This window comes from Brevibacillus dissolubilis (assembly GCF_006170445.1).
In the GTDB taxonomy this organism is placed as follows: domain Bacteria; phylum Bacillota; class Bacilli; order Brevibacillales; family Brevibacillaceae; genus Brevibacillus_B; species Brevibacillus_B dissolubilis.
The window spans coordinates 511,422-527,368 of record NZ_VCNA01000003.1; the positions used below are offsets into that span (position 1 = coordinate 511,422).

The 15,947-nt window shown below is 53.0% G+C and carries 19 protein-coding genes; 1 reads left to right on the forward strand and 18 read right to left on the reverse strand.

All coding sequences use genetic code 11. The features are described from left to right. Positions 1 to 19 precede the first annotated feature (19 nt). The 16 genes from FGI41_RS08520 to FGI41_RS08595 all read right to left on the reverse strand — a co-directional run bounded on the left by FGI41_RS08520 (position 20) and on the right by FGI41_RS08595 (position 13,356). Entirely contained in the window at positions 20 to 1,153 is a 1,134-nt protein-coding gene (locus FGI41_RS08520) for an MBL fold metallo-hydrolase (protein WP_139489521.1), read from the reverse strand. 115 nt (positions 1,154 to 1,268) lie between these two features. Then, a complete protein-coding gene (locus FGI41_RS08525) occupies positions 1,269 to 1,643 on the reverse strand; it encodes a rhodanese-like domain-containing protein (protein ID WP_255298391.1) in 375 nt (124 codons plus the stop codon). Between the two features lie 79 nt (positions 1,644 to 1,722). Then, entirely contained in the window at positions 1,723 to 2,532 is an 810-nt protein-coding gene (locus FGI41_RS08530) for a hypothetical protein (RefSeq protein WP_139489523.1), read from the reverse strand. Position 2,533: 1 nt separating this feature from the next. After that, positions 2,534 to 3,070, reverse strand: a complete 537-nt coding sequence (locus tag FGI41_RS08535) for a TlpA family protein disulfide reductase (RefSeq protein ID WP_176560188.1) — start codon at positions 3,068 to 3,070, stop codon at positions 2,534 to 2,536. Between the two features lie 149 nt (positions 3,071 to 3,219). Continuing rightward, a complete protein-coding gene (locus FGI41_RS08540; RefSeq protein WP_139489525.1) occupies positions 3,220 to 3,729 on the reverse strand; it encodes an acyl-CoA thioesterase in 510 nt (169 codons plus the stop codon). Positions 3,730 to 3,895: 166 nt separating this feature from the next. Then, on the reverse strand, positions 3,896 to 4,690 hold the full coding sequence (locus FGI41_RS08545; RefSeq protein WP_139489526.1) for a DUF3109 family protein: 795 nt from the start codon (positions 4,688 to 4,690) through the stop codon (positions 3,896 to 3,898). Next, positions 4,687 to 5,004 carry a hypothetical protein gene (locus FGI41_RS08550; RefSeq protein ID WP_139489527.1) on the reverse strand — a complete coding sequence of 106 codons (318 nt, stop codon included), beginning with the start codon at positions 5,002 to 5,004 and terminating at the stop codon, positions 4,687 to 4,689. Before FGI41_RS08550 ends, FGI41_RS08545 begins: the two co-directional genes overlap by 4 nt. A 14-nt stretch (positions 5,005 to 5,018) precedes the next feature. Beyond that, positions 5,019 to 5,591 (reverse strand): class I SAM-dependent methyltransferase, encoded by a 573-nt coding sequence (locus FGI41_RS08555; protein ID WP_176560189.1) that lies wholly within the window; start codon positions 5,589 to 5,591, stop codon positions 5,019 to 5,021. A 149-nt stretch (positions 5,592 to 5,740) separates the two neighbouring features. After that, a complete protein-coding gene (locus FGI41_RS08560) occupies positions 5,741 to 6,022 on the reverse strand; it encodes a 4a-hydroxytetrahydrobiopterin dehydratase (RefSeq protein WP_139489529.1) in 282 nt (93 codons plus the stop codon). A gap of 83 nt (positions 6,023 to 6,105) precedes the next feature. Beyond that, positions 6,106 to 6,579, reverse strand: a complete 474-nt coding sequence (locus FGI41_RS08565; protein WP_139489530.1) for a DinB family protein — start codon at positions 6,577 to 6,579, stop codon at positions 6,106 to 6,108. After that, positions 6,576 to 7,118, reverse strand: coding sequence for a hypothetical protein (locus FGI41_RS08570; RefSeq protein ID WP_139489531.1), 543 nt, complete (start codon positions 7,116 to 7,118; stop codon positions 6,576 to 6,578). Before FGI41_RS08570 ends, FGI41_RS08565 begins: the two co-directional genes overlap by 4 nt. A 154-nt stretch (positions 7,119 to 7,272) precedes the next feature. Next, positions 7,273 to 8,010: a class I SAM-dependent methyltransferase gene (locus FGI41_RS08575; protein WP_139489532.1), complete on the reverse strand. Its 738-nt coding sequence runs from the start codon at positions 8,008 to 8,010 to the stop codon at positions 7,273 to 7,275. 69 nt (positions 8,011 to 8,079) lie between these two features. Beyond that, positions 8,080 to 9,066: an agmatinase family protein gene (locus tag FGI41_RS08580; RefSeq protein WP_139489533.1), complete on the reverse strand. Its 987-nt coding sequence runs from the start codon at positions 9,064 to 9,066 to the stop codon at positions 8,080 to 8,082. Then, a complete protein-coding gene (gene hutI / locus FGI41_RS08585; RefSeq protein WP_139489534.1) occupies positions 9,056 to 10,357 on the reverse strand; it encodes an imidazolonepropionase in 1,302 nt (433 codons plus the stop codon). Before hutI ends, FGI41_RS08580 begins: the two co-directional genes overlap by 11 nt. A 4-nt stretch (positions 10,358 to 10,361) precedes the next feature. Further along, the gene (hutU, locus tag FGI41_RS08590; protein WP_139489535.1) at positions 10,362 to 12,026 is read right to left on the reverse strand and encodes a urocanate hydratase; all 1,665 of its coding nucleotides are present in this window, start codon (positions 12,024 to 12,026) and stop codon (positions 10,362 to 10,364) included. Positions 12,027 to 12,141: 115 nt separating this feature from the next. Beyond that, entirely contained in the window at positions 12,142 to 13,356 is a 1,215-nt protein-coding gene (locus FGI41_RS08595; protein WP_176560190.1) for a DUF418 domain-containing protein, read from the reverse strand. 127 nt (positions 13,357 to 13,483) lie between these two features. On the opposite strand from FGI41_RS08595, the gene FGI41_RS08600 reads away from it, so the two are divergent. Next, the gene (locus FGI41_RS08600) at positions 13,484 to 14,275 is read left to right on the forward strand and encodes a divergent polysaccharide deacetylase family protein (RefSeq protein WP_139489539.1); all 792 of its coding nucleotides are present in this window, start codon (positions 13,484 to 13,486) and stop codon (positions 14,273 to 14,275) included. 111 nt (positions 14,276 to 14,386) lie between these two features. Here FGI41_RS08600 and FGI41_RS08605 read toward each other — a convergent pair whose 3' ends face one another. Continuing rightward, positions 14,387 to 15,076, reverse strand: a complete 690-nt coding sequence (locus FGI41_RS08605; protein ID WP_139489540.1) for a deoxynucleoside kinase — start codon at positions 15,074 to 15,076, stop codon at positions 14,387 to 14,389. A gap of 39 nt (positions 15,077 to 15,115) precedes the next feature. Further along, positions 15,116 to 15,745 carry a deoxynucleoside kinase gene (locus tag FGI41_RS08610; protein WP_139489542.1) on the reverse strand — a complete coding sequence of 210 codons (630 nt, stop codon included), beginning with the start codon at positions 15,743 to 15,745 and terminating at the stop codon, positions 15,116 to 15,118. Positions 15,746 to 15,947 lie beyond the last annotated feature (202 nt).

A 15,947-nucleotide genomic window follows, 5' to 3' on the forward strand; every position in this document is an offset into this window, starting at 1 on the left:
TCCTCTGTTCACTTATTCATTACCCGTGATGCACCGCACAACGGTTCGGCCCGGCCTCCAACTCCGTCGCCTTCTCCTCCGTCACCTCAACCACACCACGGTTGATATCGATAATCTCCTCATAATTAGGCGGCGTACTCTGCCCCGCAGACCCAGCCACCATCTCGGTAAACTGCTCGCGGTCTTGGGTGCGCATCACCTCGTTGCTCTGGCGGATCGTGCCGAGGTCGGCGCCGACATAGCCATTCGCATTGACCTCTTTGATATCAGCATAGTGTGTCGGCAGAACAATCACATCATCCGACAGCGGGGCAATCGTCTGGAACACGGTATCATAGAGCGATTGCGCCCACTCTCTTGCCCTCCCACCCAAGTCAGGACGACCCAGACCCCCTACAAAAATCGTGTCTCCGGAGAGCAGATACTTGTCATTGATCAGGACTGAGACACTCCCTGGGGTATGTCCAGGTGTGGGGATCGGCAGAATTTTCACAGTGACAGCGCCTACTTGCAGCTGGTCTACCTTGTCCAACGGCTCGTAGGAGAGTGGCGAGCCTTGCATCTCGCTGGAGGAGATGTAGTAGGTCGCCCCTGTTTTATCTGCGAGTTCATGCCCACCTGTGATATGGTCGGCGTGCAGGTGTGTGTCGACGATATGAGAGATTTTGACATTCTCGCGCTCTGCCAGCTGCAGATATTCGTCTACGTGGCGGCTCGGGTCGACGATCAGGGCTTGGCCTTGGGAGATCACGAGATAAGAAAGACAGCCTTTGGCGAGGCGGTTGAGCTGGATCAGCTTGAAATCCGCTTCCTCCACAACCGTGACCGGGTGGTAAAATTCGCTCCACCCAAGCATCCCTCGCTCCAGATAGCTGACCTTGCAGCCCCGCTCATCCAGCTTGGCCGCTACCATCTGGGCGCTGTTGCCTTTGTTGCAGACGACGACAATCTCTTGGTCTTGCGGGATCGTGGTGTAGACTTCTTCGCTGTCTTCATCGAGAAAATCATAGTACGGAATGTTGAGTGACTCCAGATCGTTAGCCTGAATTCTCCACTCTTGGTATGCGTCTGGGTTACGCACATCCAGCACAACAACCAGGCCTTTGCCGATTTTTTCGTGCAGTTCGCTTGCTTTCATGATACCTATTGTCATAGGGTTTCACCTCTTTCGGAATTATGAACCTGTTCGTTTTTCTGGTTTTTGTATACCGTGTAGGGTATGTTATTTTGTTTGAAAAAAGGAGCGGCTCCCCAAATCGTCCAGCTCCTTATCTCTCCAGCTTTCCCTTCCAGCCGGATACCCCGGTCTTCAAGTGGCTTACTTGCGAAAAACCTTTGCCCAGCAATATCTGGGCGGCACGGCGGCTGCGCATCCCGCTCTGGCAGGTCAGTATGATCGGACGGTCTGCGGACAGCTCATGCATACGTGCACTCAACTGGCTGAGCGGGATATTGTAAAACCCACGAATATGCCCCCCGTTGTACTCATGTGCTTCACGAACGTCGATAAAATGCGGCTTTTGCCCTTGTTGACGGCTCAGTCGTTCCTCCACCTCGGCTGGAGAAAGAGACGTAAGTCCCTTGATCGGGCGAAACATCCGATATGCGAACAACAAGACCAAGGCCCAGAACAGATAGGTCATCCAGTCCAATCAGATTCACCTCTTTCGTATACCCCGTAGGGTATGATCGAGTTATGACTCTATTATTACCGCAATTGATTTAGTTGTCAACTTTTTTATACCTAATAGGGTATAGGAGGAGTAATCCCCCTATGATGATGGCAACGAAACCGCACAGTTCAGCCAACGTCCAATTGCCCCAGATCACAGCATTCCGTCCAGTCTCCCCTAGCGTAAGCAACAGCGTCAGCAGACCGACCCCTACGAGTAAAAGGGCAGCTCGTTCTTTGTGGAACTGACTTGCATCGACCGCGTTAGTCGTGATGATTCCATCCGTCATATGATGGCTATGATCCTCACCACTCTTGACACCGTGCTGCCCCCTAACCCACGCATACACCCCAACCAACAGCAGATACCCTACACCCTCCAACAGATTCATCGGCACATACACTTGCCCCTGCACGGTCCAGCCCCACCAGTCAGTCGGCATCCCAACCTTTTTTAGTAGCAAAGATGAAGCCACCCGTACGGACACAAACCCGAGCAAGAGCCACTCCACTGTAAGCCAAAGCGACAGCTTCCGGCGGATCCCCCCATAAGTAAACCAGAGTACACCACTGATCATCGCAGCCTCCCAGCCATACGCCCCTCCACTGTAGAGCAACAGTTGGGACGGCTTTACCGAGAGCTGCCCGTAATTCTCCACAAACGGCCAGAATTTATAGACCAGCAGCGCGACGAACAGAGAAGAAAACAGCAGATCACGAAAACGATCAGCCTGATGACTCTGCTCCCGCTCTCCTTTCTTTATCCATAGCAGAAAAATAGCCAGTCCCATCACCACTGCGATCAGAGAGATCGGGACATTGGCAGGTCCGAGTTGGAATCCTTCCGTTGCTTCGAACATCTCAGCTGCCTCCCCTCGTCAGCAGTGGGTCGATGATGCGCTTCATCTCAGCCGCTGTCATCGGACCTACTTTTTTATAGACAATGACTCCCTGGGCATCGAGCACAAAGCTGGTAGGCATCGCACTGACCCGGTACTGTTTCGTCACTTCGCCTGTCTCATCCAGCACAATCGGATAGCTCACCTGATAATCAGCAGCAAAGCGGCGTACATCCTCCATTGTATCCTGGGTCGTCACGTTCACTCCGATGAAGGTCACCTGATCGCCATACGCTTCGGAAACTGCCACCAGATCAGGCGTCTCAGCCTTACACGGTGGGCACCAGGTAGCCCAGAAGTTGAGCAAGACTGGCTTGCCTTTGGTCAGAGCGAATGGCTTGCCCATCAGATCGTTCAATTCAAAAACAGGAGCTTGGTAGTTCACCTCCGGAAGCGTCGGAAATGCTTGATCTGATTCCGGTGCCGGATTCTGCTTCATCATGGCAAAAAGGACGGCGGCAAACAAAACAACGAGGATAAGTACCGTTCTGATTTTCAAGCAAAATCTCCCCTGACAAGGTATTTTATATACCCTATACCGTATCACCATTCCATTGGCTTGGCAATCCATCCCCATCAACAAATCAATAAAAAAAGCACCCGGCCACCTGCTTCCCATGCAGACAACCGAGTGCTCGCTCATTTCACTTAAATATTTTTCGTAATATCAATTTGGTCATAAAAATCCTGGGTATGATTACGGCGCTCTTTGCGCATCTGTTGGCGTGCTGGAGCGGTCTCAAACAGGTATTTCTCCTCTTCTGTCTCCGGTACGATCTGCGGAACAGGGGTAGGACGGCCATTGCCATCAAGGGCGACGAACGTGATAAAAGAAGTCGCCGTCAATTGACGGTCACCTGTCGTCAGATCCTCGGAGACGATCTTCACGAAGACTTCCATCGACGTACGGCCTGTGTGTGTGACGAAAGCTTCTAGGCAGACGGAATAGCCCAGTTTGGCTGGAGCGAGGAAGTCAACCGAGTCGATCGATGCAGTTACAACTGGTCGGCGGCAGTGACGCATCGCAGCGATCGCACTGACCTCGTCGATATGAGACATGACGGTTCCGCCGAAGATGGTTCCGTGCATGTTGGTGTCATGCGGCAGGATCAGGGAGGCTTTGATGGTACGTGATTCTTTGCATGTTTTTGCTTGCATGTGAGTATGGCTCCTTTGAATTCGAGTCTTTGGTGTCCTATCTTTTATCTATATATATTATGTGTCAGTAATGTATTTTCTCATTGGAGAAGTCGAAGTTCAAGATGATTTTTCACCAAATGTGTCGAGTTGTGTCGAACATATAAAAAGAGCCGTCCCACCCGGTCTAACCGTGGGAGCGGCTGTCTTGCTGTTCAGATGGTTCGAATGGTTCGGATGATAAAAGCCGGCGGAGCTGATCGTACAGCTCTGGCCCGAATGCCCGGCTGATGACCTCCTCGCCCCACACATACGCGGGCTGGTAGTCTTCCACGCGAAATCGATCGGGGTCGATGTGAGTGGCGACTTGCCGTTTTTTCAGATTGGAACAATAAAATGAGTCCAGATAATCATAACCCCAGCGGGAAAACGGTGCCGTCTCTTCGGTCAGCGCAGTGATGAGCACATAGGAGCCGAGTTGGATCAGCTCGATTGGGTACAGCTGGCAGCTGAACGGCTTGAGTGAGTAGACATCCTTGTCTGCCCGGATGGCATGGGCGTGAATCGCACACAGGCGTGTCCCGTCCACTTCACGGTAAAACAGGCAGGAGCCGCTGCAGGTAGCGGGAGTTCCTGCCTCTTTTTCCCTGTCCCAGATGCCATGCTGGCTTGCATACCGGTGAGCGCTCCCGGTGAAGAAGCGCTCGATGATCTGCGGGCCTTCCTGTTCGAGCAGCGGGATCTGCCAGCCGTCTACGGAGTAGGGCTGACCTCCCTCACAGCACGTCTCCCGATGAACCGAGCTGCAATGGAAGCAATCCAGGTTGCACGGGGTCATCAGGGCGGTGGTGTCGATCAGGTATTGGCCGATGAGCAGGATGTCATCTTTGTGGCGTTTGAGGTACTTGGAGCAGCGGTAGGCTTCGCTCTTGGGCATCGGGTCGGTCGTGCCGTAGTAGCGATACTCCTCTAGGTCGATCATTTTGATAATACGACTTCCGCCTCCGTCCCAAAAATACGCAGCTGGCTGCCGTCCAACGTAGCCAGATCGACTTCTTCCGCCGGGATTTCCATCAGGATTTCCACATCGTCACCGTCTTGGTCAAATACGAGGAGCAGGTCTTTTTCCTCGAACTCGTTGTCTGTGATGCGGAACTCCTTGAGTGTCGCGCGGAATTCGCTCACTTCCTCCTCATCCTCGCTCTCGGCATCCCATTGGGTAAAGGTGATGCTAAGCGCGGTATTGGAGAAGGTGCCCAGCTGTTCTTCGAGTTGGGCATGCTGTTGGATGTCCATGGATGAATCCTCCTTTATTTCACAGCCATGATGCTAAAATATGGCTGTCCAAACGCATTGTCAATCGTGCGGAAGCCTGCTTCGCGGTACATCGGTTCTAATTCTTCCCATGTGTACCTGCGATGATACAGCGAGTCCGCGTGAAACTCGCCCTCCCCCGCTATGTACGATGCAAAAAACACACCGCCCGGACGCAGAATGCGCGCTACCTCAGCCAACGTACGGCGCAAATCCTCCGGCGTCACATAGAACAGGGAACCATTGGCCCAGACGCCATCGTAGCTGCTGTTATCAAACGGCAGGTTGCGGAAATCGCCTTGGATGAACGAGACACCCTCTACCTGCTCTTTTGCTGCTTCCAACATCACTTCGCTGATATCCAGACCCGCTACATGGAGGCGGTGGCGTTTGAGACGAAGCGAATCATGGCCTACCCCACAACCCAGATCGAGAACAGAACCACCCGCGAGGAGCATCTGAAAACCGGGCAGGGCTTGTGAGGCGATGCGGATCAGCTCGTTGACATCGGTTGCCTCTGTGCCTAGTCGGTCAAAGGTTTCTTTATTGCGAGATACATAGTCTTGCATGCCATCCTCCCCCTTCTTCGTGTTAACCTTCCTTTTCATTATACCGTGCTTGAACGGGGGTGTCACTGTTCACTGTTACAACAAAAAACCGATAACTCACCAGGGGAATCGTGAATCACCGGTTTGGGATGGGGCCACCAGCCTCCAGCCTATATTTTGTTGATGATCTGTGCCAGCGCGAACTCTTTGCCCGTCAACCCACGGACATGCTGCGAGGTCAACGTGATCGTCACCGTACTGCCGTGAATCCGTACGTCAGGAAGCACTCCCGTTCCTTCCACCCATTCCGCCACCCTGCTCACAAAATGAGTGGCACTTGCAAAATCCACAAACAAAAACGTACGGGACAACGCTGTCTGATCATCTGTCAGCTTCCAACCCGGTGCTTTTCCCAAGTTGAACCGGACTTGATCGGTTGTCAGCTTTGACATAGCGGGACACCCCCTGAAGTCTTATGAAAACGCTTACCGCTATCATATTCACGTTGAGGTTCGCTTAGTATGCGGGATTTGCCTTATTTATTCGCCAAAAAGTCGTCTATTTCTTGGCGATGGTGCGTATCATGGTGGATCATCCCCTGCATATACGTCTCGATGGTCAGCTCCCTCTCCCCAATGCGGAACGGCGTGATGAACTCCGCTTCGGACAAGGCATCGACAGCATCGATGAGCTTTTGGCGGGTTTCTTTGAACTCGGCGATCAGCGCTTCCTTGGAGATCCCGGCGCGGGCGTATTCTGCGGCGCGGCGGTTGGTCTCCTGCTCATCTGAACTTACCTTGTGCAGGATTTCTCCCGGTTGGATATGCTGGATGCGCTCCTCACAGACGAAGCGGTCCCAGGCGATCAGGTGGGAGAGTACCTCGGCGATCGACCATTTGCCCGGCTTCATCGGGGTGAGCCATGTCTCGTCGTCGAGCTTGGCAAGGTCATCTTCGGCCCATGTGATCAGAGAGGTGTAGGTGGTGCTGAAGTGTTGTTTGGCGGTCATCGAATCGCTCCTTTTTGAAGATTCTTCGCTTTTTGTATCAAGCGGCTTATTTCATCCCCGCCGGTTACGGTTAGGGTTGCTTTACCGCCTTCCGGGTCATCTTGGTCATAGTAGTGTTGGTAGACGGTGGTACGCAGCTCTTTCACCAGCTGGAGCAGCTCCTTGTAGGTCTGCGCATCTTGTTGTGTCAGTTGTTTTTTGGCCGTGTATCTGTTCTCTAGCAAAAGGTTGACTTTTTCCAGCTCCTCCGCCAGCGTCTGCAGATGGTCTTGGCCTACGGCACTATCCACATTATAGGAATATTCTTTCATCTTGACCATGCTTTCTTTCACACGGTGGATGTGTTCAGACCCTACGGAATCGTTGTCGGTCTGGTTCATGATGTCCTCATACACCTGTGTCAGCAGGAACAGGTTATGTCCGGCGATCATTTCGAGTCTCATCTGTTGTTTGGCCTGTTGCTCATACTGGTTGAAGCACAAGAACCCTGTGGCGATGATCACCAGTACAAGTACCACTGGAACCCCTCTCTTATACATACGAACCCCTTCCGCAAAAAATCAATGTTTTTCGTGGTTGAACATGTCCTCTTTCCTCCGAGCAGACGCGCTTGACCTGCTATATGCATAAGGGATGAAAAAAGACGAACAACACTCGGTTGCTCGTCTATGTATTCTGACTCTGACTTCATCCCTACGCTTTCTTCGCGTACAAAATAATCCGTGGAGATTCCTTACAATCATACGGCCCAAACTCGTAGTTGCCGAACACCTGAATCTCAGAAAAACCAGCCTGGGTCAGCATCTCCATCATCTGCGGAAGCTCATATAGGCGCACCTGCTCCTGATAGCGGCGCGGTTCGTCTGACTCGGCGTCACGCACGATGATCTCTTTTTTGACGCAGCCATCCTCAATGCGGCGGTTCTCTTCGATTAATAGTCCGTTGCTCTCTCGCTCGGAGTGCGGGACGAGATTGGCGATGATATACGGCGGGTTGAGGTAATCGATCACTACTTCGCCGCCGGTACGGAGCGCCTTCGCCATATTGGCGATCACCTTGGCATTCTCCTCATCGGTGGAAAAGTAGCCGAAGCTGGTGAACAGATTCACCACGATGTCAAAATCGTCACGGAACGGAATCTCGCGCATGTCGTATTGATGAAACTGCAGATTCGGGTAGGTATTCTGCTCGTTGGCCAGCTGGAGCAGCACCGGGGACAGGTCAACGCCTACCACATCATAGCCGCGCTTGGCGAGAGCGCGGGAGTGACGGCCGCTGCCGCAGCACAGATCAAGCACCCGGCCCTCTCTTTTGATCGGGGAGCGATCCAGCAGGTTGGCGATCTCCGCATCAGCAGAAGCCTCGTCACGGTGCTGATAGACCAGCAGATAATCATCTAAAAAGCTTTTTTCAAACCAAGCGTCTCCCATGGGGTTCTCTCTCTCCTTCTTACGGTCACAGTTGATTTCAACTATTATACCATAGTTTGGTTGAGCGGGTTACGCTTTGAGACGGTTGCGTACGCCTGCGAGGAAAGAGAGAATCGTGTGGCACCCAGTCTTGACCGAGATCTGGGCGATGTCGCGGAACGGGTCCAGCTCCACTAGATCGAGTGCTTGGACTTTTGGCTCCAAGCCGAGATGATAGACGGCGTCGAACAACTCCCATGACATCATCCCACCCGGTGCGGCACCCGGAGAGCCTGGACAATGCGAGATATCCAGCACATCGATATCGACGGTGACATAGATGAGGTCGACACGCTTGGACAGCTCGGAGGCAGCCTGCTTGACCAGGGCTTCCGCACCCTTTTGCCGGACTTGGCGCATGGTGTAGGTCGTGATGCCCTGCTCACGCACATAATCACGGTACGGGGTCGCATTGGAGAAGCCGTGGATGCCGATCTGGACGATATTCTCTCCACGGATCACGCCGTCTTGCAGCAAGCCGCGAAACGGAGTGCCGTTGGAAGGTCCGCTGTCTTCGAGATTGCGCACGTCAAAATGGGTGTCAAACTGGATCAGTCCGATTGTCTTGCCCGGATTCGCGTTGGCAAATGCTTTGAGCGATGGACGGGTAATCGAGTGGTCACCACCGATGACGACTGGGATCATATCGGGGATATCCTGATACAGCTGGGTCAGGCCTGCTTCGATATTGGACTGGCATTGCAGGATGTCGGTGACGTGCATCTTGATGTCACCGATATCGCAGACGCGCAGGTCACACACATCGGTATCGTAATCAGCATACCAGGTGCCGAAGCCTTTCCACGCGAGGCGCATCGCATTGGGATTTTCACTGGCTGCTGATGCACTGATCGAGGAGCGGGAGAGCGGCACGCCGATCAATCCGACGTCAAAAGCCGCTCCTGCTGCATAAGGCTCGATCCACTGGCTGACTTTGCGGTCGAGCCGGTCTGCGCCCCCTGCCCGGTTGATGATGGAAGGCGCACTGATGTATGGGTTGGTCAGGTTATCGGCCATAGCAGAGCTGGCCTCCTTTTACGACGACCTCGCCTTTTTTGATCACGGTGTGAGCATGGTTGACACCGAAGTTGTAGGTGAGGAACTGGTAATTCGGCACATCCATGATCACGATGTCGGCTTGCTTGCCTACTTCGAGACTGCCTACACGGTCTGCCATTCCGATGGCGTGTGCGGCATTGATCGTGGTGGCGGTGATCACTTCGGTCGGGGTCATTTTCATATTGAGCACGGCGAGGTTCATGATCAGCTGCAGATTCTCCGTCGGGGAAGAGCCTGGGTTGCGGTCGGTGGAGAGTGCTACGGCTGCACCTGCGTCGATCATGTGACGGGCACGTGCATACTCAGCCATCAGGAAAAAGGCTGTACCCGGCAGCAGGGTCGCCACGACGCCTGCCTCTGCCATCGCGTGGATGCCTTCGTCAGAAGCTTTGAGCAGGTGGTCAGCGGAGATCGCACCTACTTTGGCCGCAAGCTCCGCGCCGCCCATCGGTTCGATCTCGTCCGCGTGGATTTTCGGGATCAGGCCGTGCTTTTTGCCTGCTTCGAGGATGCGTTCGGACTGCTCGACGGTAAATACTCCGTGTTCGCAGAAGACATCGTTGAAGACAGCCAGCTGCTCTTGAGCTACGCGCGGGAGCATCTCTTCGATGATCAGCGTGATGTAGGCTTCCGGATCTTCCTTATACTCAGGCGGTACAGCATGGGCCGCCATAAATGTTGAGACGATATCAACCGGATGCTTGGCATCGAGGCGCTTGGCGACACGCAATTGCTTCAGCTCATCTTCAAGCGTCAGGCCGTAGCCGCTTTTGGCTTCGACGGTGGTGACGCCATGCTTGAGGAACTTATCAAGGCGCTCAGTGGTTTGGCGGGCCAGCTCGTCTTCGCTGGCTTCACGGGTATGGCGGGTGCTGGAGAGGATGCCGCCGCCTTTTGCCAGGATTTCGAGGTAGGTCGCGCCGTTCATGCGCAGCTCCAGCTCATACTCGCGGGAGCCGCCGAACACGATGTGGGTATGAGGGTCGACGAGGCCGGGCATGACTGTCTTCCCGTCCGCGTCGATCACTTGCAGTTCTTCGATCTTGATGCCCGCTTCCTTGAGCATCTCTCTGATCTGGGTTTCCGTGCCGATTCCGGCGATGTTGCCGTCGATGACTGCGACGATCTGGCCTTTGCCTTCGATCAGGCCGATATCGCGCATCGCCTCACCTGTGCGGGGCTTTTCGTTGTTGCCGTGCATGGTGATGATCTGGCTGGCATTATGGATCAATAAAGATTTGGCTCGCATCACTCTACTCCTTCATCATCGGGATTCGGACGCCTTTTTCCTTGGCGGTCTTCACAGCGAGGTCATAGCCTGCATCGACGTGACGCACGACACCCATGCCTGGGTCAGAAGTGAGGACGCGCTCCAGTCGGCGTGCCGCATCTTCTGTACCGTCTGCGACGATGACCATCCCTGCGTGAAGCGAGAAGCCCATCCCTACACCGCCGCCGTGATGTACAGATACCCAGCTTGCACCGTTGACCGCATTGATCATCGCATTGAGGATCGGCCAGTCAGCTACGGCATCAGAGCCGTCTTTCATCGCTTCGGTCTCACGGTTCGGAGATGCGACAGAGCCGCAGTCGAGGTGGTCACGGCCGATGACGATTGGTGCTTTCAGCTCGCCTTTTGCCACCATCTCATTGATGATGCGGCCGAATTTGGCACGTTCCCCATAGCCGAGCCAGCAGATGCGGGACGGCAGACCTTGGAACGCGACACGCTCCTGCGCCATTTTAATCCAGCGTACCAGATGTTCATTGTCAGCGAATTCGCGCATGATCACTTCATCGGTTTTGTAGATGTCTTCTGGATCGCCGGAGAGTGCTACCCAGCGGAATGGCCCTTTGCCTTCGCAGAACAGCGGACGGATGAACGCAGGGACGAAGCCTGGGAAGTCAAATGCGTTGGTCACGCCTTCTTCGAGTGCCACTTGACGGATGTTGTTGCCATAGTCGAACGCAATCGCGCCTGCCTTTTGCATATCGAGGATCGCTTGGACGTGCACCGCCATGCTGGCACGGGAACGCTTTATGTATTCCTGTGGGTTTTCCTCGCGCAGCTTCGCGCCTTCTTCGAGCGTCATCCCTGCTGGCAGGTAACCGACGAGCGGGTCATGGGCAGAGGTCTGGTCGGTGACGAGATCAGGGATTTCCCCACGGCGTACCATCTCCGGCAGGATTTCCGCTGCATTGCCCAAGAGACCGATGGACAGGGCTTTACCTGCTGCCTTGGCTTCCTTCGCCAGTTGGAGCGCTTCGTCGAGTGTGTCTGCCTTGACATCGCAGTAGCGGGTCTCGATACGGCGCTGAATCCGCCATGGATCGCACTCGACCGCGATGACAACGCCTTCATTCATCGTGACAGCAAGCGGCTGTGCGCCACCCATCCCGCCAAGACCTGCGGTAACGGTCAGCGTGCCTTTGAGTGATCCGCCAAAATGCTGACGGCCCGCCTCCCCGAATGTCTCATACGTCCCTTGCAGAATCCCCTGTGTCCCGATATAAATCCAAGAACCAGCCGTCATCTGCCCGTACATCATCAGACCGCGCTTCTCCAGATCGCGGAACACATCCCAGTTCGCCCAATTCGGAACGAGATTGGAGTTGGCGAGCAGTACGCGTGGAGCATCCTTGTGTGACTTGAACACCGCTACAGGCTTACCGGATTGCACCAGCATGGTTTCATCATCTTCGAGATCTTTGAGCGTAGCCACAATCGCATCGAAGGACTCCCAGTTACGTGCTGCCTTCCCGATTCCGCCATAGACGACGAGGTCTTCCGGACGCTCAGCTACATCTGGATCGAGGTTGTTGTGAAGCATACGCAGGGCAGCTTCTTGTACCCAGCCTTTGCATTCTTTTTCGGTACCGTGTTTGGCGCGAAGTACTCTTGGTTGTACGTTGGTCATAAAAAAACCTCCCTTATTCTTCTTCCTACTAAGTACACCATAGTCTGCAAAAAACGGGCAAGTTCGCCTGCTACCACGTTAGTAATGTACCCATTTATTCGGATAAAGCTGTAAATTACGGGGTTTTCCCATACGTCCATCTCCGCCACAGCCATTCGATGGGGCCGAAGCGATGTCGGCTAAGCCAAAAGTTGCTCAACAGCACTTGATTCAGATAGATCAGCAGGCTCAATCCGAACACCACAAGCGGTGTCATCTCGTTGTACAGACCCAGCCCATAGTTGTAAAAAATCGTCGTCCCAATCAGCGACTGCATCAGATAGTTCGTAATGCTCATCCGCCCGACCGGCGCCAACCAACGAAAACGTTTTTGCCAATTCTCTCTTTGCAACAGCAGTGCAATCGACGCCAGATAGAACAAGCAGACAATCGGCCCGGACAACATGTGAAACATGATCAGCACATGATAAATCGACGGCACTTCCGGGTCAAAGCCCGCTATCCCTATGATATGAAGAATACTGAGCACAAGACCTGCCAGCAGAGTGTTGCGCCAGAGTTTTTTCAACCATGGTACATGCGGTTCAATATTTTGAAACACTTGGATTTTGGCCGCGTAGACACCGAACAGAAACATCGCCAGAATCTGTGGAAGCACCAAAACAAAGGCCGAATATTGCTCCCCCAGCTCAACTAGGCGCTGCTGGATCATCTCGACATACGTTCCTTCCCCGTACACTGCGATCTGCTGCTCGATTTGCAGCTCCCACTCTCGGGCAAAGCCCGCATTCGCCTCTGGGTCCACACCCGTTGCCAGCATGCCCATCACGGACAATACGAATAATAAGCCGGTCGGGATCAGCAAAAGCCCCCACGCCCAGCGAAGCACCGTCTCAGCAGGCTTGTTCCAGAACCAGATAAAGAAAAAGCCCGTAATGGCGTAAGTCAGCAGGATGTCGCCCGACCAGACGAGCACGGCATGGATCAAGCCAAATCCAAGCAAAATAAGCAGCCGACGCACGAGCAGGGTTACGGGATTGTATCCTTTTTGCTCTGCCCGCTGCATGAAGATGATCGTGCCTAAACCGAATAAGAAGGAAAAGATCGTGTAAAATTTCCCGCCGAAAAAAATTGCCGCAATCCACTCGATGGCGCGGTCTGAGGCATGGGGCCAGTCGTAGATGTCGCCCGTGGACATGTAGCTGTACGGCGAGCTGAAGTTACCCATGTTCATGATGAGAATGCCGAGGAGAGCGAAGCCACGGATGATGTCGATGGTGGCGATGCGCTCTTGGCGGGTGGTTGGGGTTGGTTGGTGGTTCGAAGTCAAGGTCGTTTCTCCTTTTTTTGTCTTTTTCCTATTATACATCGCATGGGTATGTATCACCCACCCCCAACAGGGTACAGTAATGAAAGCATCCCAGATGACTCTTCACCCCATATGGAGGTATGTCACCATGAGACGCATACACCCCCTCTTTCTCGCTTCCCTCCTGTTCTCGGCCACTCTCCTCTTCGGTTTTTCCGATGATGACGCCCCATCTCCCAAAAAACAAGTCGCTTTTGTCATAGATGATTTCGGCAACGGAATGGCGGGCACCAAGGAAATGATGGAGCTGCCGATCAGGCTGACCGTCGCAGTGATGCCTTTCCTGCCGACTACCAAGCGAGATGCTACCTGGGCTCATCAGAAGAACCACGATGTCTTCGTCCACATCCCCATGGAGCCTGTCAAAGGCAAGAAACGCTGGCTCGGCCCAGGCGCCATCACCACAGACCTGAGCAACGAAGAAATCGAAACCCGGATGCACGCCGCCATCGACGATGTCCCCTTTGCCATTGGGGTCAACAATCATATGGGGTCCAAAGTAACAGCCGACCGACGCGTCATGAACATCGTGCTCAAGGTCTGCCGCGAACGCGGTCTGATCTACCTCGACAGCCGGACGACCAACAAGAGCGTAGCCAAAGAAATGGCACAGAAATGGGACGTCCCTTATATCGCCAATGATATTTTCTTAGATGAAGTCTACAGCATGAAACATATCCTGAAGCAGATGAATACCGTGTGCAAAACCATCGCCAAAGAGGACTCCTGCATCGCCATCGGTCATGTCGGCCCTCCGGGGAAAAAGACAGCCGAGGTGCTGCGCAGATACATCCCCATCGTTGACGACACCGCAGTGATCGTCCCTGTATCCAAGCTGGTCAAGTCGCATTATCCGATCTCCACCTTCCCGCTTCCCTAACCCGATCCCCCCACTTCACCTGACAAAAAAAAGAGCCCGCCTTGAGGTCACAGCTGTGACACACCCCAAAGCGGACTCTTCTTTTTTTATCTACATCACGTCAAATAACGTCTAACGTCGCAGGTCACGCACCGTCTGAATCTTCTCCGACACACGCTGCAGGACAACCTCGACAGAACCCATATCTTCCATCAAATCGTACTCATTGATATTCACGCGAAGCACTGGACAAGCCGTGAACGCATTGATCCAGTTTTCATAACGACCAAACAGATCCTCCCAATACGCGACAGGGGTCTGCTGTTCCATCGGACGGCCGCGCTCCTTGACACGGTGCAGGACATCATCGAAGCCGCCTTCCAGATAGATGAGCACATCTGGGTGCGGGAAATACGGGGTCATCACCATCGCTTCGAACAGCTGCGTGTAGGTCTGGTAATCTTCCTCGGTCATATGCCCTTGTTCATACAGCATCTTGGCAAAAATACCGGTATCCTCATAGATCGAGCGGTCTTGCACGAACCCGCCGCCGTATTCAAACATACGCTTTTGCTCCTTGAAGCGCTCTGCCAAGAAGTAGACCTGCAGGTGGAAGCTCCAACGGGAAAAATCGTTGTAAAAACGGTTCAGATACGGGTTGTTGTCCACTTTTTCAAAGGATACGCGGAAACCCAACAGATCGGCAAGCGCACGGGTGAACGTAGATTTACCCACGCCTACCGTACCCGCAATCGTAATCACAGCGTCATGAGGTATCTGATACTTTTCACGTAAAGTTTGGTTTCGATTCGTTGTTGACATCATTGACTCCTTTATCATTCCTTTATTCCGTACTTCATCCTAGACCGGCTGCTTGAGAAACGGTTCAATCCGGCTCAAAACGTATTGGGTGTCTTCGCTGCGATGCACATAATCCAATTCGTCACACTCAATCGTCAGCACGGGGATGGACGGATGGGTGCGTTGGAACTCTTCCATGTACAGATCATAGTCTCTGATTAGGTTTTCCATATAACCACGATCCATATTGCGTTCGATATCCCGTCCGCGCATGGCAATTCGTTTCATCGCCGTCTCCACGGAACAGGAAAGATAAATGACCAGGTTGGCTTGCGGCATATCTTTTGTCAGAATATCGTAAATATTTAAGTATTTTTGTAGATTGTCACCTTCAATGGTTCGTTTTGCAAAGATGATATTTTTAAAAATATTATAATCGGATACCACTGAGCGTCCCTGTTGCAAGTAGTTCGTGCTGATATCCTGCAACTGCTTATATCGATTGCATAGGAAAAACATCTCGGTCTGGAAACTCCACTCGGCAATATTTTGATAGAAGTGTCCGAGGAACGGGTTTTCGTACACAATCTCCTGGAGCAGCTCCAGTCCGTAGGTTTTACTGATAATTTGGGAGAGTGAGGTCTTGCCCACTCCGATAGCCCCTTCAACCGTGATAAAAGTAGAATTCATGATAGCACTCGATCCCCCCCGCAAAATCCAAAAACGAACTTTATTTTACCACGCTCGTCTGAATTTGTCGAAAGACTTTATATAGAAAGTCGAGAAAAAGTTTTGGTACGTTTTTTGGTACACACATAATTCCGATATGATATGATGGATTTAGCTGTAAAACAAAAACCAAATCCCGTAATCAAGCAAGGAGCGTACCGAT